Source organism: Streptomyces changchenzhani, from assembly GCF_039766235.1.
GTDB lineage: Bacteria > Actinomycetota > Actinomycetes > Streptomycetales > Streptomycetaceae > Streptomyces.
This window is the reverse complement of record NZ_JBDHNH010000004.1, coordinates 553,090-572,206: the sequence shown is the minus strand read 5'-3', so window position 1 is coordinate 572,206 and position 19,117 is coordinate 553,090. Positions and strand designations below refer to the sequence as shown.

Here is a 19,117-nt window from a genome sequence, read left to right as displayed (position 1 = left end):
CTCAGTCCTTCAGTTCGAGCACGCCGGAGACTCCACGGCCGGTGGGGCGCTGCCCCTCGCCGAGTGAGGCGTCGTCGGCTATCCGCCCGTCGAAGAAGCTGATGACCCGGTCGGCCGCACTGGCCATCCGAGCGTCATGGGTGACCAGCAGGATCGTTTGGCCGCGCTGGTGGAAGCGGGAGAGCAGCCGGAGTACCTCCCGGGTGCCCTTGCTGTCGAGGCTGCCGGCCGGTTCGTCGGCGAGCAGCAGCGCGGGATGGTTCACCAGGGCCCTGGCCAGGGCGACGCGCTGCTGTTCGCCGCCGGAGAGTTCGCCCGGCATGGAACGTTCCCTGCCTTCGAGGCCGAGGTCGGCGAGCAGTTCGGCCCGGCTTTCGCGGGCTGCCTTGGGTGAGGCGCCCGCGAGCAGCGCGGGCAGTTCGACGTTGTCGGCGACGGTGAGGTCCGAGACCAGGTTGAAGAACTGGAAGACGATGCCGATACTGCGGCGGCGCAGCACCGCCCAGCGGGCCTCGCGGTACGCGTCCACCCGGTGGCCGTCGAGCCAGAGGCTGCCGCTGTCGGACCGCTGGAGGCCGCCGATCAGGTGGAGCAGAGTGGACTTGCCGGCGCCGGAGGGGCCGGTGATGGCAACGAACTCCCCGGGCTGGACGGTCAGATCCACTCCGCGTACGGCGTGTACGGGCGTGCCTTCGCCGTGATGGGTCTTGGTCAGTTTCTCGGCGCGCACGATTGGCACCGGGTCGCCCTGCACGGGAGTGCTCGGCGCGGCAGGAGCGGTGTCGTCGCTCATTCCAGCTCCTCCTGACAGCGTTCCAGCCACTCGAGGTCGGCCTGCAAGTGCAGCATCGCGCCCTCGATCAGCAGCTGGGAGACCCTGTTGTCCCGGTCCTCTGCGGCGGCCAGTTTCGACAGGTCACGCATGGTGTTCAGATACTGCCGTCGCTGTTTGTTGATCAGCGTGATCGGGTCGGCCAGCCCGGACTCAGGTGCCAGGGCCATCTTCATGAAGAACTCGTCGCGGACCCGCGGCTCGTCCGTGGTCTCGTCGAACCAGGCCAGTACGGCCTCACGCCCGGCGTCAGTGAGCCGGTAGGTGCGCTTGTTGGGTCTGTCCAACTGCTCGACGTCCTCGCCGCCGATCAGACCGGCCTTTTCCAGCCGTCCGAGGGTGACATAGATCTGGCCGACGTTGGGCTGAGGGTACGCGGCGCCCAGGAGCTTCTCAAGGCCCTGCTTGAGTTCGTATCCGTGCGCCGGGCCACGGGTGAGGAGTGCCAGGAGCGGCAGCCGCACGCGCTCTCTCCCTCCCCGGTCCCATTAGTTTCTTGTTCGGCTCGGGTACTGGTTGTGGCTTGCGCCACCAGTGCTCTCCGCCTCGACGTCTAGTATCGCCCATGCCTAACAGGTATACATAGGCCGCAGCGGTCGGCGGCGTGGCCGGATCGGTGCACCGGGAGGAACCTATGCGGTGGATACATGCCGCGGGTAGAGGGCTCCTCGTCGTCGCGGTGCTGCTCACGGGATACACGGGATTCGCCGCCCCGCCCGGGACCGCCCCCACAGGACGCGGCCCCATGACGCTGGTGACGGCGGGCGATCTGACCGATTATCTCGGCCCGCTGCTCGACGACTGGAACCGCAGCCGTCCCGACGAGCGGGTCACCGTCGTGGAGCTGCCCGACTCCGCGGACGAGACCCGCGCCCAGATGATCAGTGAACTGCGCTCCGGCAGCGACCGGTTCGACGTGCTGAACATCGATGTGGCCTGGACTTCTGAGTTCGCGGCGGCGGGCTGGATCTCCCCGTTGCGGCGGGACCGGTTCCCGCTGGACGCCTTCCTGGCGCCGGTGGTGGACACGGCCACCTTTGACGGGCAGTTGTATGCCGTCCCGTATGTCACCAACGCGGGGCTGCTCTACTACCGCAAGGACATCCTGGACCGGGCCGGCGAACGGCCGCCGCGCACCTGGGCCGAGCTGGCCCGGCAGGCCCGGACCATCGCTCCCCGGTACGGCATGGACGGCTATGCCGGCCAGTTCCTGCCGTACGAGGGACTGACGGTCAATGCCACCGAGGCAGTGCATTCGGCGGGCGGCTCGATCCTGCGGGACGACGGCTCACGGGTCACGGTGGACTCGGCCGCCGCCCGGGCCGGGCTGGAGTTCCTGGCCGGCGGTGTACGGCAGGGCTGGATCTCCCCCAAGGCGCTCGGCTACAAGGAGGAGGAGTCCCGGCAGGCCTTCCAGGACGGCCGGCTGCTCTTTTTGCGGAACTGGCCCTATGTCTACTCGGCGGCCAACGCACCGGGTTCAAAGGTGGCCGGCAAGTTCGGTGCGGTGCCGCTCCCGGGCCCGTCCGGGCCGGGCACGAGCGTGCTGGGCGGCTCCAACCTCGCGGTCAGCAGACACTCCCGGCACCCGGAGTCGGCGGCCGATCTGATCACCTATCTCACCAGCGAGCGTGTCCAGCGGCAGGTGCTCACCCAGGGGTCGCTGCCACCGGTGCGGGCCGCGCTCTACGAGGACCCCGCGCTGATCCGGGCCTACCCGTATCTGCCGACGCTGCGGCAGAGCGTGCTGGCGGCCGAGCCGCGCCCCAAGAGCCCCCGCTACGAGCAGGTGAGCCTCGTCGTGCAGGCCGTCGTGCAGGCCGTCCTGGCGCTGCGGCAGACGCCGCAGGAGGCCGTGGCACGGCTCTCGCGCGAGCTGGGAGCCATCGCCCGCAAGGGCTGAATTCACTGCCGTACACCACAGCCCCCTACTTACACGTTAAGTAGGGGGCTGTGGTGTACACCGTCACACATAGGGACAAACTCGGGCCACTTTGCGCACCTTCATTGACACCTGCTGGTTACTCCTACTTAACATGCATGCATAACAGCGCACCCGCTCTGGGGGCGCTCTCGCATCCAGCAGGAACAGGTCACCGCGAGATGCTCACAACCCTTCCGGCCGCCCTCGGCCCCGCCTCCCGCACAGCCACCGCATGGTGGCGCAATGCGGTGATCTACCAGGTGTACGTCCGCAGCTTCCTCGACAGCACCGGTGACGGCATCGGAGATCTGGCCGGCGTCCGCGCCGGACTTCCGTACCTCAGGAAGCTCGGCGTCGACGGCATCTGGCTCAGCCCGTTCTACCCCTCCCCCCAGCACGACCATGGTTACGACGTCGCCGACTACTGCGACGTCGACCCCGTCTACGGCGACCTGGCCGAGTTCGACCTGCTGACGGCTGACGCCCGCCGGCTCGGGCTGAAACTGCTCCTGGACATCGTCCCCAACCACTGCTCCAGCGAGCACCCGTGGTTCCGCGAAGCACTCGGCGCCGCACCAGGCGGCGGGGCTCGCACGCGGTTCCACTTCGCCGACGGCCGCGGCCCGGACGGGGCAGAGCCCCCCAACAACTGGCGGGCGATGTTCGGCGGCCCCGCCTGGAGCCGGATCACCGAATCCGACGGCACCCCCGGACAGTGGTATCTGCACCTGTTCACACCAGAGCAGCCCGACCTGAACTGGCGCAACCCCGAGGTCGGCGACTCCTTCGAGCGGGTGCTCCGGTTCTGGCTGGACCGTGGCGTGGACGGCTTTCGCATCGATGTCGCAGCCGGCCTCTTCAAACACCCGGAGCTGCCCGACTCGGCCGACCCGGAGGCCGACGAGCGCTCCCGCGATTCGGTCAACCCGCTGGCATGGAACCAGTTGGAAGTCCATGACGTGTGGCGACGCTGGCGGTCGGTGTGCGAGGAGTACGCAGCCGCGGACGGCACGCAGCGGCTGCTGGTCGGCGAGGTCTCCGTGCCGACCATGCGGGAACACGCCCTGTACGTACGGCCCGACGAGTTGCACCAGGCGTTCTTCTTCGACCTGCTCAGCGCGCCCTGGGACGCCGAGGCCTTCCGGGCGACCATCACCGGGGCGATACGCGACATCGCCGGGACCGGGTCCACCGTCACCTGGGTGCTCAACAACCACGACCAGGTGCGCGCGGTCACCCGGTACGCGGGCGAGCCCGGCGTCGAGGCCAGCGGAGTCGGTGCGGCCCGTGCCCGCGCGGCCGCCCTCCTGATGCTGGCGCTGCCCGGAGCCGCGTACATCTACCAGGGCGAGGAGCTCGGCCTCCCCGAGGTTCTGGACCTGCCGGACGAGGTGCTCACCGACCCGATCTTCCACCGCACCGGCAGTCGCGCGCGCATCCGGGACGGCTGCCGGGTGCCGTTGCCCTGGTCCGGACACACCTCGCCCTTCGGCTTCAGCCAGGGGGCGGCCGCCGCACGGCCGTGGCTGCCGCAGCCCGAGTGGTTCGCCGAGCACGCCACCGACCGGGCGCTGGCCGACACCCGCTCCTTCTGGCACCTCTACCGCGATGGGCTTCAACTGCGGCGCAGTCTGCCCCAGTTGGGCGAGGGAAGCCTGCGCTGGCTGGAGACTCCCCCGCAGGTCCTGGCCATGGTCCGCGGCGACGGGCTGATCTGCGCCGTCAACTTCGGCACCGACCCCGTGGCCGCCCCGGTCACCGGCACTCCGCTCCTCTCCAGCGGCCCCTGCCCGGACGGGGTGCTCCCCGGAGCGACCGCCGCCTGGTGGACCGGCGGCTCCCTCACCCCCTGCCCCCCGCCCCTCTCCTAGAAGGACTCCCAACATGCGACGACCCATCACCACCCGACGGACCACGGCGGCCGCATCGGCCGCGATAGCCCTCGCCCTCGGCGCGACGGCCTGCGGCGGCTCCTCCCCCGGTGCGGAAAGCGGCCAGGAACTCAGCGGCCAGACCGTGGCCGTGGCCGGAGTCTGGACCGGCAGCGAGCAGAAAAACTTCCGCAAGGTGCTGGACGCCTTCACCGAGCAGACCGGCGCCAAGACGGTCTTCGTGCCCAGCGGCGACAACGTCTCCACCTACATCGGCAGCAAGATCGAGGGCGGCAATGCCCCGGACGTGGTGATGGTGCCCCAGGTCGGCGTGCTCCAGCAGTTCGCCAAGGAGGGCTGGCTCGCCCCGCTGTCGAAGAAGACCGCAACGACCGCCGGGGCCAACCTCGCCGACGTCTGGAAGAACTACGGCACCGTCGGCAAGACGTACTACGGCCTCTACTTCAAGGCGGCCCACAAGTCGACCGTCTGGTACAGCCCGAGCGCCTTCGAGCAGGCCGGCGCGGTGGAGCCCAAGACGTATGCCGACATGCTCAAGACGGGCCGCACACTCGCCGACTCGGGGCTGCCGGCCTTCTCCGTCGCCGGTGAGGACGGCTGGACTCTCACCGACTGGTTCGAGAACATCTATCTCTCCCAGGCCGGACCCGAGAAGTACGACCAGCTCGCCGCTCACACCCTGCCCTGGACCGACGCCAGTGTGGTCAGGGCGCTGACCACACTCGGCGAGGTATTCAAGGACAAGCAGCTCGTCGCCGGAGGCTCCGCCGCCGCGCTGCGCACCGACTTTCCGGGCTCGATCGCGCAGGTCTTCGGGCCCGAGCCCAAGGCCGCCATGGTCTACGAGGGCGACTTCGTCGGCGGCATGGCCAAGGACGACTTCGGCAAGAAGCTCGGCGAGGACGCCAAGTTCTTCCCGTTCCCCCCCGTCGGCAACGGCAAGGCGCCGGTGGTCAGCGGCGGTGACGCGGCCGTAGTGCTCAAGGAAGGCAAGAACCAGAAGGCGGCCCAGCGGCTGCTGGAGTTCCTGGCCACCCCCGAAGCGGCCTCGGTGTGGGCCGGTGCGGGCGGCTTCCTCTCCCCCAACAAGGACGTTGAGCTCTCCTCGTACGCCGACGACACCACCCGCACCACGGCCAAGTCGCTCGTGAATGCCGGTGACACGGTCCGCTTCGACATGTCCGACCAGGCCCCGGCCGCGTTCGGCGGCACCAAGGGCGCTGGCGAGTGGAAGCTCCTCCAGGACTTCCTGCGCGACGCCTCGGACCCCAGGGCCACCGCGGCCAAGCTCGAAACCGCGGCCGCCAAGGCGTACAAGAACTGAGGCCGCACACCATGGCTGTCACCACATCCGCCGCTGCCACCAATCCGCGGCAGCGGGAACGACGCAGGCGGCGGAACATCGCGCTGCTTTTTGTCCTGCCCGCCCTACTGCTGCTCGGCGCCCTGGTCGTCTACCCGGTGGTGTTCTCCGCCGGCCGCAGCCTCTTCGACGCGAGCGGCGAACGCTTCGTCGGCGGCGAGAACTACAGCGAGATATTCCGCGATCCCGCAACACTCAAAGCGATCCGCAACAGCACCATCTGGGTGGTCGTGGCCCCGCTGCTACTCACCGGCCTCGGCCTGGTGCTCGCAGTGCTCACCGAGAAGGTGCGCTGGGCGACCGCCTTCAAACTGGTGCTCTTCCTCCCCATGGCGGTGTCGTTCCTCGCCGCCGGCATCATCTTCCGGCTCACCTACGAGGAGGACCCGAACCGCGGCGTGCTCAACGCGGTGGCCGTCGGAGTCCATGACACCTTCGACGACCGGTCCGCCTACCCCACCGCCCGGGCCCGCGACGGCCAGGGCCTGACCGAACAACCCGGTGGCGCCTACGGTACGACCGACACCGTCACCCCCGGCACATCGGTCAGCCTCGGCTTCGTGGGCGTGGCACCGGACAAGATGCCGTCCGGGGCCCGGCCCGCGCAGGCCGCTGCCTCGACCGCGGCAGCCGACGACGAGGTCAGGGGTGTGGTCTACCTCGACTTCACGCCCGGCGGAGGCGGCAAGCCGGGCACGGTCGACCCGGCCGAGAAGGGCCTGCCAGGAATATCGGTCGAGGCGGTACGCGACGGACAGGTGGCCGCGAAGGCCACCACCGCGGCGAACGGATCGTTCAACATCTCCCAACTGCCGGCCGGTTCCTACACCATCCGACTCCCGGCCGAGAACTTCGCGGCCCCCTACCAGGGCATCTCCTGGCTCGGCCCCGCTCTGGTCACTCCGGCGATCATCGGCGCCTACCTGTGGATCTGGACCGGCTTCTCGATGGTGCTGATCGGGGCAGGACTTGCCGCCCTCCCCCGGGATGTCCTTGAGGCAGCCCGGATGGACGGCGCGACCGAGCTGCAGATCTTCCGGAAGATCACAGTGCCGCTGCTCGCCCCGGTCCTGACCGTGGTCTTCGTGACCCTGGTGATCAATGTGATGAAGGTCTTCGACCTCGTCTACATCATCGCGCCGGGACCGGTCCAGGAAGAAGCCGGCGTCCTGGCGACCCGGATGTGGCTGGTGTCCTTCGGCGGCGGCAACAACCAGGGACTCGGCAGCGCGCTGAGCATGCTGCTGCTGCTACTGGTCGTACCCGCCATGATCTTCAACGTCCGGCGTTTCCGAAGGAGCGGAGCATGAGCAGTCACAGCACCATCGAGCGCAGCCCGTCCCGGCCAGTCGCCAAGGCCCCCGTGCCGGTCCGGGCGCCACGCCCGCGTCGCGGAGGCCGCCTGGCCAAGTGGCTGGGCAACGGGCTGGTCCAGGCCGTCCTGATCGTCGTCGCACTCGTCTGGATCACACCGCTGGCCGGGCTGCTGCTGTCGTCGATGCGCGCCGAGCGGGACAACGCGTCCGAAGGCTGGTGGACAGCACTCACGGATCCCGGGCAGCTGTCCCTGGACAACTACCTGGCGCTGTTCAAGGATTCCGGAATCACGCAGGCCTTCTGGAACACGGTCCTGATCTCGGTGCCCGCCACCGCGCTGGTCGTTGCCATCGCGGCCCTGGCCGCATACGCCTTCGCCTGGATGGAGTTCCCTGGCCGCGATGCCATCTTCCTGGTGGTCGTGGGGCTTCTGGTGGTTCCGGTACAGATCGGGCTGCTGCCCGTGGCCAAACTATTCGGCGCCGTCGGGCTATTCGGCACGATCCCGGGTGTGATCCTCTTCCATGTCTCCTACGGACTCCCGTTCGCGATCTTCCTGCTCCGCAACTACTTCGCGGAGATCCCCCGAGAGCTCCTGGAGGCCGCCCGGATGGACGGCGGCACAGAGTGGCGGATCTTCTCCCGCCTGGTGCTGCCCCTGGGCCGGCCGGCCCTGGCCAGCCTGGCCATCTTCCAGTTCCTCTGGGTGTGGAACGACATGCTGGTCGCGCTGCTCTTCGCCGACAGCGAGGCCCAGCCGCTCACTGTCGCCCTCCAGTCGGAAATGCGGCAGTTCGGCAGCAACATCGAGGTGCTGGCCCCGGGCGCCTTCCTCTCCCTGGTGGTACCGCTGGTCGTATTCCTCGCCTTCCAGCGGCACTTCGTCCAGGGGGTAATGGCAGGCTCTGTCAAATAGCCGGGCAGCCCACCCCAAAAGCGCAGGCCGCCACATCGCCGCCGCCAACTCGCCCACCGCCGACCCGCACCAGACCCTGTCGGTGCCGGTCGGCTGCGGCGCGACCTTGGTCACCAACCATGCCGGCTGCGCACCGCATTCGGCTTCCGCGTTTCCTAGGCCGGGTTGTGCGGCATCAGCCACACCCGGCCGGCCTCGCACCGCAGTCGTTTCACCGTGGCCTCACCGTCCAGCAGAGCAGCCACATTCTATGGGGTTCCCGAAGGTGTGGCGTGACGTGGTGCGAGTCCTCTTCGTTGGTGTGAAGACGCTCGTACTCGGGGGGTGTGGCTCTGTGGCGGGTTGTTGCATTTAGCCGTCAGAGCACCGGAGAGAGACATGCGGGCATTTCCCGTGACCCTGCCCTCGGGCACGCGCTACTGGACCGTCGTGGATGACGAGCTCCAAGTCGTCCCTGTCGCCGATCAGTGGGCGCGGTACCAGCGCTTCGGCAAGAGCCGCGCCGAACTCACCACGAGGACGAACGCCGGCGGGGCGGCGCTCTATCTGCGTTGGTGCCGTGCGACGGCGCGGGACTGGCGCAAGGCGCCCCGCGACCTGGGCCTGTTCATGGTCTGGCTGAAGCATGTTCCCTCACGGCCGGACAGTCGCGGCGCTCTCGTCAGCGGCCCGGGGGGTAAGCCGGTGCGGCAGGAGCGCAGGATCAACGTCGTGCTGTCGGCCACCCGCGGGCTCCTGTCGTACGCGGTCTCGGTGGACGAGGCGCCGCGGAGCGTGCTGGGGCAGATCTATGAGCTGGCCGACAGCCGGGACCTGCCGGTGGAGGCCCAGGGGGAGGACTCCGGGCTCTCGTACCGGCTTCGGGGCCCGCCACCGCGCCCAGGAGCCGGAGTCGGTGGTGGACCGCGCTTCTGACGACGAGCTCGTCAGCATGTTCCTGGAGTGCCGCTGCGCGCGGGACCGGCTCGTCGTCGTACTGCTGGGGCGGGCGGGCCTCCGGCGGGGCCAGGCCGCAGGTCTTCGCCGGTCCGACTGCCACATGCTGCCGGACTCGCGCGCGCTCGGCTGCGACTACAAGGGGCCTCACCTGCACGTCCGGCGCCGCGACAACGCCAACGGCGCCTGGTCCAAGTCGCGCGCCGCGTGGATTCAGCCGGTGGACTTCCTGGTGGTGCAGGCGTTCGACCAGTACATCGACGAGCGCTACGAACTGCTGGGGGCCGGCGGCAGCGACTTCCTGCTGGTGAACCTCTTCCGGGGGGAGATCGGTGCGCCGATGAAGCCGGAGGCGATCTACGAGCTGTTCGAGCGGTTGACGCGGCGGGCGAAGCTGCCGCGGGCGGTGGTTCCGCACATGGCCCGTCGGGCGTTCGGGAGCAACGTGTCGGATGCCGGCGGTCGGCTGGACGAGGTGCAGGCCCTGCTCGGGCAGAAGAACCCGGAGTCGGCGCGGCCCTATGTGATTCCGGACCAGGCGCGGCTGCGCGAGGCGGTCGAGCGGGTTCCCTCCCCGCGGGAGTTGCACGGGCGTGGTGAGCGGTGATGGCGGCGATCGCTCTGCCGGTGCGGCCTGCGCAGCCGGACGCGAGGACGCTTGAGCTGGTCGGGGCCCTGGACCCGGAGTTCCTCGGCCTCGTCAGCTGGGACTGGGACTTGGGCGTCTTCTTCTACCCGCGGGTTCATCCGGTGATCGGGATGCAGGAGTGCCAGGTGGACGGGTGCGACAAGGGCTTCGAGCGCAGCGGGCCGCTGTGCTCAGGGTGCCGGTTGCGGTGGAACAAGTCGGGGCTGGGCATGGAGGAGTTCCTCGGGGCCGCGACGCGGTACAACGCCCAGCACGTAACCCAGTCGCTATGCCGTTTCCCGGCGTGCGGGCGGCCGTGGCGGAGCCCGACCGCGGCCTTGTGCCAGAACCACCACTACCAGCGGACACAGCGTCTGAAGGTCTCGCTGGAGGAGTTCCTGGTCCACCCGGTGCCGGTCCCGCTGCCTGGGTACAGAGGCTGCGAGGTCGCGGCGTGCCATCGCTATCGGGTCAGAGCGACGAGCCTGTACTGCGACGCTCACCGCCAGCGGCTGAGCAAGGCGAAGTTCTCGGGGACCTTCGACGGCGATGTGGAGGCGTGGCGGCTGACCACCGCGCCGGTCTCCATGAGCAACGAGGTCAGCATGCGGGGGCTGCCGCGGCGGCTCGTCGCCGAGCTGCTGTACTGCGTGCAGGCGCGGACGGCGAACGGGGTGAAGACGTACGGGTTCTGGCTGCGCACGTTGTGCGAGCGGCTGCGGGCTCTGCGGTGCGAGAGCCTCGACGGGCTCGGAGATCCACAGGCGGCGCGACTGCGCGGTCAGACGGCGACCCTGGTCCTGACTATGCGGAAGACCTTGAGCCGGCTCGGGGCGAGTCCGGAGGTGGAGGCCCGCAAGGATGTGTGGGACCTGGCCGTGTTCGGGTTCAGCGGCACGGCGAACTTCACGAAGATCCACCAGAGCGCCTTGCGGGAGGCGACGAAACTCTGGGCGGCCGATGACCTGCCCCGCCGCCGGGGAAAGGCCGGCGGCCGGGGGCCGCAGGGGAGGATCAACGCGGTCGCGGAGCTCTCGCAGAGCCTGCGGCTCCAGCGCGAGGACGGCGGCCACGTGGTGGCGCTCCTTGACCGCGGCGACATCACCGCGTTCTGCACCCGCCTCGCGTTCAAGGCGGAGGCCGGGCAGCTCAGCGTTCACCAGTGGCTGCGGATCGCGCGCACGGTCCGCACGGTGCTGAACCGGTGGCGGACCCTGGGGCTCACAGCCAGGGGCCAGGTCCTCGAAGGGCTCCGGGCGGACTTCGTGATGGGCGCCGAGGACATCCCGGACGAGCCCGAGGACAGCGAAGCTGGCAAGGACCTCCCCGACGAGGTGATGCGGGAACTCTGCGACAACCTGGACCTGCTCGAAGAGATGAGCGGGGTGGAGGTACGGGTCTGCACGGAGCTGCTGATCGACACGGGCCGCCGCCCCGACGAGGTCTGCCAGCTGCCCCTGGACTGCCTGGAGCGCGCCCCGGACGGCAGCCTCGTCCTGCTCTACGACAACCACAAGGCGTACCGTCTGGGCCGCCGTCTTCCGATCGCCAAGGCCACCGGGGCGGTGATCATCGCTCAACAGATCGGCGAGGTCGCCACCGCATACCGCGTCTGCAAGGAGCCTACGAACGTGGCCGCGGGAGGCCAGAGCTGCCCGCTGAGGTCCGCTGCCTGGGCTGCGAGCACTACACCACGGACATCTCCTACCTGCCGGACCTGGAGGCGTACCTCGCCGCCCTCCTACGCAGCCGCGAGAAGCTGATGTCGGCCTTCGAGGCGGACGACTGGGCGCGCAGCGAGGCCATGCCCTCGGAGGAGGAGATCCGCCGGGTCCGGCGGCTGATCAGCCGTGTCAGGGCGGACCTGGACGATCTGGGCGCGGAGGAGCGGGCCCAGATCGAGCAGGCCGTCTCGGTGGTGCGCCGCGGGCGCGGCGTGACGCTGGGCATGCCCGGCATGCCCCGGGTCGGTCAGCCCCTGCCCGATGTCCGGCCGAGGAGGACGGCGTGAGCGCGGCGATGAGCGACGGCCGCAAGGCCGACTCCGCCCGGCGCCGGCAGCGTGTGGTCAAGGCGATCAACGCCGCTGCCCAGGGCGCAGGCCGGATCAGCGTGTCCGCCATTGCCCGGCACGCCGGGGTGGACCGGACCTTCCTCTACCGGCATCCGGACCTCCTCGCGCTGGTCCACGCCGCCGAGGCGGAGCCGGCGCAACGGGGCTCGGGATCCGAAGCCGCGACGGTAAGCCGGGCATCACTGCAGGCCGACCTCGCGCACGCCCAGGCCCGGAACGCCCGGCTCGCCGCGCGGATCCAGCTCCTGGAGAAGCGGCTGTCCAGCGAGCTGGGCGAGCAGGCATGGCGGGAGTCAGGACTCGGCGTGCCCACCGACATCGACGACCTCCAGCGCCGGCTCACCGCCCTGGAGCAGCACAACCTCGAACTGGCCGCTGCTCTTGAGGAGTCCCAAGCGGACCTGGGCGCAGCCCGGGAAGCCAACCGCGATCTGACCCGGGCGCTCAACCAGCGTGGGTAGGCAGGCGCCGCAGAACCTGACCGTGAGCATGCCGGTTCTCCCGGGTGCCTGCGTCAGAGGGTGCGCATCACGGCGACGACCTTGCCCAGAATGACGGCGTCTCGGCCGCGACCGGGGCGAGCCTGTCGTTGTGCGGGACCAGCCAGGCGTGGCCGCATCGCGCGCGAACCGCTTGACTGTGGCCTCGCCGTCCAGCATGGCGGCGACGATGTCGCCGGGCTCGGCAGTTTGCTGCCGGCGGACGGTGACCACGTCGCCGTCGCAGATAGCCGCCTCCATCATGCTCTCCCCGACCACCTGAAACCGACGAGTTCGCCGAATCTCAGAGGACTCTGCCCGGGAACCGGCGGCGATTCTTCGCTTTCACGGCGAGTCCGGCGTGGGTTCGGCTCGGATGCCTGGGCGAAACCGGCGACCGCAAAGCACTGCCGGCTCAGGGAACCGGGCGCAGGCCGTCGAGGGTGACGGCGACCAGGCGGGTCATAGCGGCCTGGGAAGGCAGGGTGGCCGCCGCGGTCAGGGCGTGAAGGCAGTACTGGGCGAGCTCGGCGGGCGGGACGTCGCTACGCAGATCACCGGCTTCGGCTGCTTCGGCGAGGAGGTGCTGGAGCATGTCGTGCAGGTGCCGCTCGGCATGCGAGACGTGCTCGCCCTGGTGTAGGAGGGCGGCGAGCTCGCCGCCGTGCCGCTGCCGGGCGATGCCTGCGTACGCCTCCAGCACCGCCTTCAGGCGCTCCACGGCGGTGCCGGTCTGGTCGCGGATGCCCGCGAGCTCTTGGAGGTGGGCGGTGACCTGGCGCTCGCGCCAGGCCAGCAGGACGGCTTCGACGTCGGAGAAGTACTTGTAGAGCGTCGCGCGGCCGATGCCGGTCTGCTCGGCGATTTGCGACATGGTCACCGACCGCAGGCCGCTCTGGGCCACCAGCTTTGCGGTGGTGTCCAGGATCGCCTCGCGCACGGCGGCGCGGTGCGCGTCGATCGTCTCGTTCCACAGCTTCGGCACCCACCCAGGATACGGACGTCCACAGGGCATACACTCAGTTTCAGATAGAGACACAGTGTCTCGAAAAAATGGGAGGCGACATGGCAGGCTCACCGGACCGTCACGATGACAACGAGGCGGGGGCGCCGCGCTGGGTGAAGGTGTCCGCGATCGCCGTCATCCTGATCGTGGTGTTCGTGATCGTGCACCTAGCCGGCGGCGGCATGGCGGGGCACGCGCCGTGACCCCGTTCCCGCCGCGGCTGCGCAAGCTGACCCTCACGCTCCACGTCACCTCCTCGGTCGGCTGGCTGGGCGCGGTCGCGGCCTTCCTCGCCCTCGCCGTCGCCGGTCTGACCAGCACCTCACCCCAGACCGTGCGGGGCGCCTACCTGGCCATGGACGTGATCGGCTGGTACGTGATCGTCCCGTTCAGCGTCGCCTCCCTGCTGACCGGCCTGGTGCAGTCGCTCGGCACGGTGTGGGGGCTGCTGCGGCACTACTGGGTCATCGCGAAACTTCTGATCACCGTGGGCGCGACCGTTCTGCTGCTGGTCCACATGCAGCCGGTCGGCCACCTCGCCGACGCGGCCGCCCGGGCGGCGCTCGCCGACGGCGAGCTTCAGGGCATGCGCATCCAGCTGATCGCGGACGCGGCCGCCGCCTGCTGGTGCTGCTCACGGCGGCCGCCCTGTCGGTGTTCAAGCCGCGCGGGGTGACCCGCTACGGACGCCGCCGCCAGCGCGAGCAGGTCCCACAGCCGCGCTGACCCCCGCCGCCGGGCGCCTACATTGCCTGCGCGCAGCAATGCGGGCGCCGACAGGGCCGCCTCAGGTCTGGCAGCGGATCAATCCGCTCACCGACTGGTCAGACACTGGGGCTGCGCTGTCTCACACTGCCGGATTTCGTTCTGACTGTCTTCTGACGGCGGAGCACACTGGCTCAGTGCTGGTGTCCGTCGTCGTGCCCGGGCTCTTTGCTGGGGTGGGTGGCGTTCGGAGGGGCGGTGGGCTGGGAGGTCGGATTGGTGCTGTCGCTGCCGTGGCCGCCCTCCTTGCCTTCGTCGCTTCCCTTCTCGGGCACGACATCGCCGTGGCTATGTCCTCCGGACTCGGCCATGGTGGGAGCGATGTGGCGCAGGCCCAGGAAGGTAAGGGCCGTCACGACGAGAATTGCCAGGCCCATGAGGCCGAAGATGCGCCGCCATGGCCTCTTGGCCTCCTTCAGGAAGAAGGCGACGAAGGACAGGACGATGCCCAGCGGTATCAGCACGGCACAGCGTTCGGGCAGGTCTGCGAAGTGCTGCATACCGCCGCTGAGCATGCCCAGGCCGAACGAGAGCATCGTCGAGGTACCGAGCACGCGCAATATGCGTGACAGGGGCTGCCTCTCGGACGCCAGGATGATGTCGTTGAGGACGGTCGCGAGCAGGAAGACCAGTACGCCGGACGCGGCGATCATCGAGTAGCGGGCGGGGGCCATGGGGTGGTGGACAACCGCTCCGCTGATGAGGCCGGCACCCACGTAGTAGCCGACGTAGCCGAGATAGCGCCACGGGAGGGAGGCGCCTTCCCGTCTGCTGTTGGAGCGGCGTTGGCTGCGGGTCGGCTGCGACGGGGTCGGAGGCGGGGTCGTCGTGGCGAGACTGGGTGACGAAGACAAAGCGGACCCTTCAAGGGAAGTTCAGTGGAGGCCTGGGGCTCTCAACGAGGCAGGCGGGCAGGACGGGGCCGAAGATCGGACTCGCTGGGAACAGCGCAACGTGAGCTGGCCACGGCTCCGCGCCGCACGCCACCTCATGGCAGCCACAAGGCGCATCGCAAGGCATGGCCGAGCCGCCGCTGGTGCACTGGCGGAGATGGCTCACGGGTGTGCCCGACAGGTCGTCGACCGGTTGGCGGGCGTCAGGGCCTAGATGCGCAGGATCGCTGAGTCCGGCACGGGGGCAGATGCCAAGAGGGCCGTGACAGGTCGAGCGGCGCCGACTGCATATGCGTAAGGAGGCCGATGAATGACCTGGGCCTCACACGGGACGGGCAGCGCGGCGCCCTGTTGGGGCTGGCCGGACACACACTGGTGAGCCGCGTGATCGGGCTCGGGAGCATCCTGGTGGTTGGGGTGCCCCTGGCCGGAGTGCGGGTCGGGCGCCTCGTGACTGTGCCCGGCGGAACCCGGGTCCTGAGCGTTCAGGGCTGCCGTGTTGGTCGGCGCCCCGAGATGGGCGTGGCCCGCGGCGCTCTCCGCGCTGACACCGTGGCTGTACATCAGCGTCAGGAGAAGCACGGCGAGCACCCACGTTCGCCACGGGCCCGCTGCACGAGAGCGGGACCGCGGCGCGCTACGGGTCGCCCGGGCCACAACCATGCCGGGGAGCATAGCGTCACCTCGGCCGTGGACCTCCTGTGGGGCGTGTTTTCCCTCGGACGAGTGGGTCCGTGGCTCCCGACCTGCGGGCCGGGATTTCGACTTTCGACCGGAACGGATGACGGGGCGAGCGTCAGCCGAGCGCGCCGAGGAGTTCGTTGCACGCCTGCTCGCAGGAGCGGCAGGCTTCGGCGCAGATACGGCAGTGCTCGTGCATGTCCGCGTGCCGTCCGCATTCGTCGGCGCACGCCTTGCAGACCATGGCGCACGCCTTCAGGATCGCGGCGGTGATGTTGGCCTCGTAACCGGTATGCCGCGAGAGGACCGCGGCGGTGGCGGTGCAGATGTCGGCGCAGTCCATGTCGGTACGGATGCACTTGGCCAGGTCACCCACCATGTCCCTCGGACAGGCAGGCGTCCGCACACGCCGTACACGCCTGCGCACAGGTGATGCACTCCTCGATACAGGCGGTGAGCTTGGCCTGGTCGATGTCGCCGAGGTCGGCCGGGTAGGTGGCGAGCATGTCCTTGACGGTGCTGGACATCGTCGGTGCCTCCGTTCCCCGCGAGGCCGGCGGATCCGGGGCGGCCGCCATCGAAGCCCCCGGTACCTCCAGCTAACGCCCCTGGACGCGACGGCGCCCGGCAGCACCGTACGGGTGCGGCCGGGCGCGGTGCCGTACGGCTGGGTCAGTGGTAGGCGTGGACGACGGCGTGGCCCTTGCCGCGGCCGATCATCCACTTGTTCACCGGCGTCGTGATCACGAAGGCCACGGCAAAGCCCCCCAGCAGCGCCGTCCAGAACAGCGCGTCCGACAGATGGGCGTCCATCGCACCGGGTGTCAGGGCGATGATGCCGTTGTCGACGAGCTCCATCACCGCGATGGAGACGGTGTCGGCGGCCAGCGCCACCTTGATCGCGCTCTTCCAGTCCAGGCCGGCCCGGCGGACCGCGAACAGGGTGAAGGAGTAGCCGAACACGAATGCCAGGGTGATCGCCAGGATCATCGTCTGGACGTTGCCCCACATCAGGGCGGTACCGATCACCATGCCAAGGATCTCGCCGATCGCACATCCGGTCAGGCAGTGCAGCGTCGCCCTCGCTGCGGCCCCCCAGGTCACCGAGCCCATCTGGTGCCCGGCATGTCCGGCGTGCGCCTGGTGCGCAGTGTGGTCGTGAGCGGCGCTGGTGTGGTGTGCGCTGTGGTCCATGACCGTCATCCCCAATCCCGTCCAGTCTGATGCCGCTCCCGCGGACTCACACCACAACCGTATACCCCCCAGGGGTATTAAGGACTATTTCTGGTCGCTGCATCCCGGCGCCTGATGCGCCGCACCTCCTGATCAGTTCATTCGGCTTGGGCGCCCTGGGACACGTCCATGGAGGTACGGATCGCGTGCGGGTGTACGCCGGGATGGCGCGCCGGGGGAGTTGCGCGCCTGTTCCCTTTGCGTTCTGGCGCTCCGGTCCGACGGGGCGGCGAGGCCGAGGGCGGGGCCGACCTGGTAGGTGGTGTTGACGATTCCCGAGGCGAGGCTGGCCTGCTCCGGCGGGGCGGCGGACATGGCCTCCCGCCTCATACCCCGTAGGGGGTATGGCTTCGATTGCACCAGCAATATGCCCCCAGGGGTATTCTTCAACGGATAATCATCCCGGCCCTCGCCTCGCCGTCCGCGAACGAGTCCGCTTACGATGCGGACATGGACGAGCAGGTGAAGCGAGCGATGCAGCCCTTTGGGCTGCGCTCGTACCTGCTCCTCGTCCTCGCCGTGCTCACGGGCCTGGTGGCCATGCACGGCCTGGGACCGGGAGCCGCCGTCCCGGTCGGCGCACACGCAGCGGCCACTTCCCACCGCGCGTCGGCCGCCGGCCACGAGAAGGCGATCGCCTTCGATGCCCCGTGCCACGACGGGTGCATCCACGCCGACGATCCGTCCGACGGCGGACGTGGCGGGCACGCCGAGCATGCCGATGCGACCTGCGCCGCCGCCGGCACAGCAGGCGCCCCAGTCCTGCCAGCCCCCGCGGTCCTGCCCGGCCGTGCCGACACCCAGGCGATCCCCGCGCACGGGATCACCCCCGGCGCCACTGCCTGCGGACGGGCACCGCCGTCACTGAGCGAACTGCAACTCCTGCGCATATAGGGCAGCCCCGGCATGCCCGGCTCCCAGACGGCCGGCAAGCCCCTCGGCCCCGCCCTACTTCCGCACCAACGCGCGCGTGCCCCACAGCAGGAGTTGCACCATGACCACGAAGCGTTCCCTGATCCGTCGCGCCAGTGCCGTGGCCGCGGCCGCCACCGCCGCCCTCGTCCTCGCTGCCTGCGGCGGCAACGGCAATGACAGCGGCTCGGCCCACAACGGCCACGACACCGCCGCCTCGCCCTCCGCCAGCGCACCGGTCGCGCAGGACGACCACAACGCGGCCGACACCGCCTTCGCCCAGGGGATGATCCCCCACCACCGCCAGGCCATCGAGATGGCCGACCTCGCCGCGACCCGCGCCGAGTCCCCCGAGGTGAAGAAGCTCGCTGACGAGATCAAGAAGGCCCAGGACCCGGAGATCAAGACGCTCTCCGGTTGGCTGACGTCCTGGGGCGAGCAGGTTCCGTCCGAGGGCGAGGGCCACGGCGGGCACGACATGTCCGGGATGATGACGGCCGAGGAGATGAAGCAGCTGGAATCCTCCTCGGGCAAGGCGTTCGACACCGCCTTCCTCCAGCTGATGGTCAAGCACCACGAGGGCGCCGTCACCATGGCCAAGACCGAGCAGTCCGAGGGCACGTACCAGCCCGCCAAGGACATGGCCCAGGCGATCATCACCTCCCAGAGCTCCGAGATCGCCCGGATGAACACCCTCCTCGGCAAGAGCTGAGCTGCAACAACACACCCCGTGCGGGCAGCCGGCAACGGCTGCCCGCCCCCGGGCAGACCAGCCTCTCCTCTACGCCGCCGGACACCTCGGCGTTTCCGCCTCACCCCCACCGGCGCCGTACGGATCGCCGACCGCTACCAGGACACGATGGGCTTCACCGTCACCGGCCCGCGCACCTTCCTCGCCAGCGGCCGTCCCTCACCGGCCGACCCCACCGCGGCCTCACCTCATCTGGGCCTGATCCGCAGCACCGACGCCGGACAGATCTGAACCACCCTCCCCGCCGCAGGCGAAGCCGACTTCCACTCCCTCCAGCAGTCCGGCCCGGTGCTCTATGGCCTCGACAGCCAGACCTCCAAGATCTGGGCAGCACAGACGCCGGCGCCACCTGGGAGCGGCGCGCGAAGATCCCGGCCGGCAACCTCGCCTCCCACGGCGGGACGCCACCCGGCGCACCGCCCCTGGCCGCCGTGGAGCGGCCGACCCCTGACCAGCCCCGGCCAGTGCGCAGCCCGCCGTACTGACCGCGGCAACGGCCACCCACCCCCCACAGC

General features: G+C 69.7%; 20 protein-coding genes and 3 pseudogenes. 15 read left to right on the top strand and 8 right to left on the bottom strand.

Annotated features, from left to right (window positions below; all coding sequences use genetic code 11):
* Position 1 precedes the first annotated feature (1 nt).
* On the bottom strand, positions 2-793 hold the full coding sequence (locus tag ABCR94_RS16865; protein ID WP_347120102.1) for an ABC transporter ATP-binding protein: 792 nt from the start codon (positions 791-793) through the stop codon (positions 2-4).
* Positions 790-1,296, bottom strand: coding sequence for a PadR family transcriptional regulator (locus tag ABCR94_RS16860; RefSeq protein ID WP_347120101.1), 507 nt, complete (start codon positions 1,294-1,296; stop codon positions 790-792). Before ABCR94_RS16860 ends, ABCR94_RS16865 begins: the two co-directional genes overlap by 4 nt.
* Before the next feature lie 170 nt (positions 1,297-1,466).
* On the opposite strand from ABCR94_RS16860, the gene ABCR94_RS16855 reads away from it, so the two are divergent.
* The 5 genes from ABCR94_RS16855 to ABCR94_RS16835 all read left to right on the top strand — a co-directional run bounded on the left by ABCR94_RS16855 (position 1,467) and on the right by ABCR94_RS16835 (position 8,244).
* Entirely contained in the window at positions 1,467-2,735 is a 1,269-nt protein-coding gene (locus tag ABCR94_RS16855) for an ABC transporter substrate-binding protein (RefSeq protein WP_347120100.1), read from the top strand.
* A 200-nt stretch (positions 2,736-2,935) separates the two neighbouring features.
* Entirely contained in the window at positions 2,936-4,627 is a 1,692-nt protein-coding gene (locus ABCR94_RS16850; RefSeq protein ID WP_347120099.1) for a glycoside hydrolase family 13 protein, read from the top strand.
* 13 nt (positions 4,628-4,640) lie between these two features.
* The gene (locus tag ABCR94_RS16845; RefSeq protein ID WP_347120098.1) at positions 4,641-5,972 is read left to right on the top strand and encodes an ABC transporter substrate-binding protein; all 1,332 of its coding nucleotides are present in this window, start codon (positions 4,641-4,643) and stop codon (positions 5,970-5,972) included.
* An 11-nt stretch (positions 5,973-5,983) separates the two neighbouring features.
* Complete coding sequence (locus ABCR94_RS16840) at positions 5,984-7,321, top strand: ABC transporter permease subunit (RefSeq protein WP_347120097.1); 1,338 nt, start codon at positions 5,984-5,986, stop codon at positions 7,319-7,321.
* A complete protein-coding gene (locus ABCR94_RS16835) occupies positions 7,318-8,244 on the top strand; it encodes a carbohydrate ABC transporter permease (protein ID WP_347120096.1) in 927 nt (308 codons plus the stop codon). Before ABCR94_RS16840 ends, ABCR94_RS16835 begins: the two co-directional genes overlap by 4 nt.
* 158 nt (positions 8,245-8,402) lie before the next feature.
* On the opposite strand, the pseudogene ABCR94_RS16830 reads toward ABCR94_RS16835, so the two are convergent.
* Positions 8,403-8,489, bottom strand: a pseudogene (locus ABCR94_RS16830) (LexA family protein); the annotation flags it as partial.
* A 133-nt stretch (positions 8,490-8,622) separates the two neighbouring features.
* Here ABCR94_RS16830 and ABCR94_RS16825 point away from each other — a divergent pair.
* The 5 genes from ABCR94_RS16825 to ABCR94_RS16805 are packed head-to-tail and all read left to right on the top strand — an operon-like array spanning position 8,623 to position 12,343.
* Entirely contained in the window at positions 8,623-9,159 is a 537-nt protein-coding gene (locus ABCR94_RS16825) for a hypothetical protein (protein ID WP_347120095.1), read from the top strand.
* Positions 9,143-9,787 (top strand): tyrosine-type recombinase/integrase, encoded by a 645-nt coding sequence (locus ABCR94_RS16820; protein ID WP_347120094.1) that lies wholly within the window; start codon positions 9,143-9,145, stop codon positions 9,785-9,787. Before ABCR94_RS16825 ends, ABCR94_RS16820 begins: the two co-directional genes overlap by 17 nt.
* Positions 9,787-11,571 (top strand): hypothetical protein, encoded by a 1,785-nt coding sequence (locus tag ABCR94_RS16815; protein WP_347120093.1) that lies wholly within the window; start codon positions 9,787-9,789, stop codon positions 11,569-11,571. The genes ABCR94_RS16820 and ABCR94_RS16815 overlap by 1 nt, the downstream gene beginning before the upstream one ends.
* The gene (locus ABCR94_RS16810) at positions 11,571-11,819 is read left to right on the top strand and encodes a transposase (RefSeq protein WP_347120092.1); all 249 of its coding nucleotides are present in this window, start codon (positions 11,571-11,573) and stop codon (positions 11,817-11,819) included. The genes ABCR94_RS16815 and ABCR94_RS16810 overlap by 1 nt, the downstream gene beginning before the upstream one ends.
* Positions 11,816-12,343: a DUF6262 family protein gene (locus ABCR94_RS16805; RefSeq protein WP_347120091.1), complete on the top strand. Its 528-nt coding sequence runs from the start codon at positions 11,816-11,818 to the stop codon at positions 12,341-12,343. Before ABCR94_RS16810 ends, ABCR94_RS16805 begins: the two co-directional genes overlap by 4 nt.
* Positions 12,344-12,396: 53 nt before the next feature.
* Here the strand turns inward: ABCR94_RS16805 and ABCR94_RS16800 are convergent.
* Positions 12,397-12,643, bottom strand: a pseudogene (locus ABCR94_RS16800) (LexA family protein); the annotation flags it as partial.
* A gap of 133 nt (positions 12,644-12,776) precedes the next feature.
* Positions 12,777-13,346 carry a TetR/AcrR family transcriptional regulator gene (locus tag ABCR94_RS16795; RefSeq protein WP_347120090.1) on the bottom strand — a complete coding sequence of 190 codons (570 nt, stop codon included), beginning with the start codon at positions 13,344-13,346 and terminating at the stop codon, positions 12,777-12,779.
* Between the two features lie 80 nt (positions 13,347-13,426).
* On the opposite strand from ABCR94_RS16795, the gene ABCR94_RS16790 reads away from it, so the two are divergent.
* Together ABCR94_RS16790 and ABCR94_RS16785 are read left to right on the top strand one after the other, a co-directional pair.
* Positions 13,427-13,570, top strand: a complete 144-nt coding sequence (locus ABCR94_RS16790; RefSeq protein ID WP_347120089.1) for a hypothetical protein — start codon at positions 13,427-13,429, stop codon at positions 13,568-13,570.
* Positions 13,567-14,043, top strand: a complete 477-nt coding sequence (locus ABCR94_RS16785) for a hypothetical protein (protein ID WP_347120088.1) — start codon at positions 13,567-13,569, stop codon at positions 14,041-14,043. Before ABCR94_RS16790 ends, ABCR94_RS16785 begins: the two co-directional genes overlap by 4 nt.
* Positions 14,044-14,266: 223 nt before the next feature.
* Here the strand turns inward: ABCR94_RS16785 and ABCR94_RS16780 are convergent, their stop codons facing one another.
* The 3 genes and pseudogenes from ABCR94_RS16780 to ABCR94_RS16770 form a co-directional block, all read right to left on the bottom strand.
* Positions 14,267-14,986 carry a hypothetical protein gene (locus ABCR94_RS16780; protein ID WP_347120087.1) on the bottom strand — a complete coding sequence of 240 codons (720 nt, stop codon included), beginning with the start codon at positions 14,984-14,986 and terminating at the stop codon, positions 14,267-14,269.
* A gap of 835 nt (positions 14,987-15,821) precedes the next feature.
* Positions 15,822-16,233 (bottom strand): annotated as a pseudogene (locus ABCR94_RS16775) (four-helix bundle copper-binding protein).
* 145 nt (positions 16,234-16,378) lie between these two features.
* Positions 16,379-16,900, bottom strand: coding sequence for a DUF4396 domain-containing protein (locus ABCR94_RS16770; protein WP_347120086.1), 522 nt, complete (start codon positions 16,898-16,900; stop codon positions 16,379-16,381).
* A 489-nt stretch (positions 16,901-17,389) separates the two neighbouring features.
* Here ABCR94_RS16770 and ABCR94_RS16765 point away from each other — a divergent pair, with 489 nt between their 5' ends.
* From ABCR94_RS16765 to ABCR94_RS16755, 3 genes are all read left to right on the top strand, one after another.
* Positions 17,390-17,833 carry a DUF6153 family protein gene (locus tag ABCR94_RS16765; protein ID WP_347120085.1) on the top strand — a complete coding sequence of 148 codons (444 nt, stop codon included), beginning with the start codon at positions 17,390-17,392 and terminating at the stop codon, positions 17,831-17,833.
* Between the two features lie 100 nt (positions 17,834-17,933).
* Positions 17,934-18,563, top strand: a complete 630-nt coding sequence (locus ABCR94_RS16760; RefSeq protein WP_347120084.1) for a DUF305 domain-containing protein — start codon at positions 17,934-17,936, stop codon at positions 18,561-18,563.
* A gap of 18 nt (positions 18,564-18,581) precedes the next feature.
* Positions 18,582-18,833 carry a hypothetical protein gene (locus ABCR94_RS16755; RefSeq protein WP_347120083.1) on the top strand — a complete coding sequence of 84 codons (252 nt, stop codon included), beginning with the start codon at positions 18,582-18,584 and terminating at the stop codon, positions 18,831-18,833.
* Positions 18,834-19,117 lie beyond the last annotated feature (284 nt).

Coding starts and splice junctions, on each gene's coding strand:
- ABCR94_RS16770 (WP_347120086.1), bottom strand. CDS start 16,900: ATGGACCACAGCGCACACCACACCAGCGCCGCTCACGACCACACTGCG.
- ABCR94_RS16815 (WP_347120093.1), top strand. CDS start 9,787: ATGGCGGCGATCGCTCTGCCGGTGCGGCCTGCGCAGCCGGACGCGAGG.
- ABCR94_RS16810 (WP_347120092.1), top strand. CDS start 11,571: ATGTCGGCCTTCGAGGCGGACGACTGGGCGCGCAGCGAGGCCATGCCC.
- ABCR94_RS16840 (WP_347120097.1), top strand. CDS start 5,984: ATGGCTGTCACCACATCCGCCGCTGCCACCAATCCGCGGCAGCGGGAA.
- ABCR94_RS16765 (WP_347120085.1), top strand. CDS start 17,390: ATGGACGAGCAGGTGAAGCGAGCGATGCAGCCCTTTGGGCTGCGCTCG.
- ABCR94_RS16855 (WP_347120100.1), top strand. CDS start 1,467: ATGCGGTGGATACATGCCGCGGGTAGAGGGCTCCTCGTCGTCGCGGTG.
- ABCR94_RS16850 (WP_347120099.1), top strand. CDS start 2,936: ATGCTCACAACCCTTCCGGCCGCCCTCGGCCCCGCCTCCCGCACAGCC.
- ABCR94_RS16760 (WP_347120084.1), top strand. CDS start 17,934: ATGACCACGAAGCGTTCCCTGATCCGTCGCGCCAGTGCCGTGGCCGCG.
- ABCR94_RS16865 (WP_347120102.1), bottom strand. CDS start 793: ATGAGCGACGACACCGCTCCTGCCGCGCCGAGCACTCCCGTGCAGGGC.
- ABCR94_RS16790 (WP_347120089.1), top strand. CDS start 13,427: ATGGCAGGCTCACCGGACCGTCACGATGACAACGAGGCGGGGGCGCCG.
- ABCR94_RS16845 (WP_347120098.1), top strand. CDS start 4,641: ATGCGACGACCCATCACCACCCGACGGACCACGGCGGCCGCATCGGCC.
- ABCR94_RS16825 (WP_347120095.1), top strand. CDS start 8,623: ATGCGGGCATTTCCCGTGACCCTGCCCTCGGGCACGCGCTACTGGACC.
- ABCR94_RS16835 (WP_347120096.1), top strand. CDS start 7,318: ATGAGCAGTCACAGCACCATCGAGCGCAGCCCGTCCCGGCCAGTCGCC.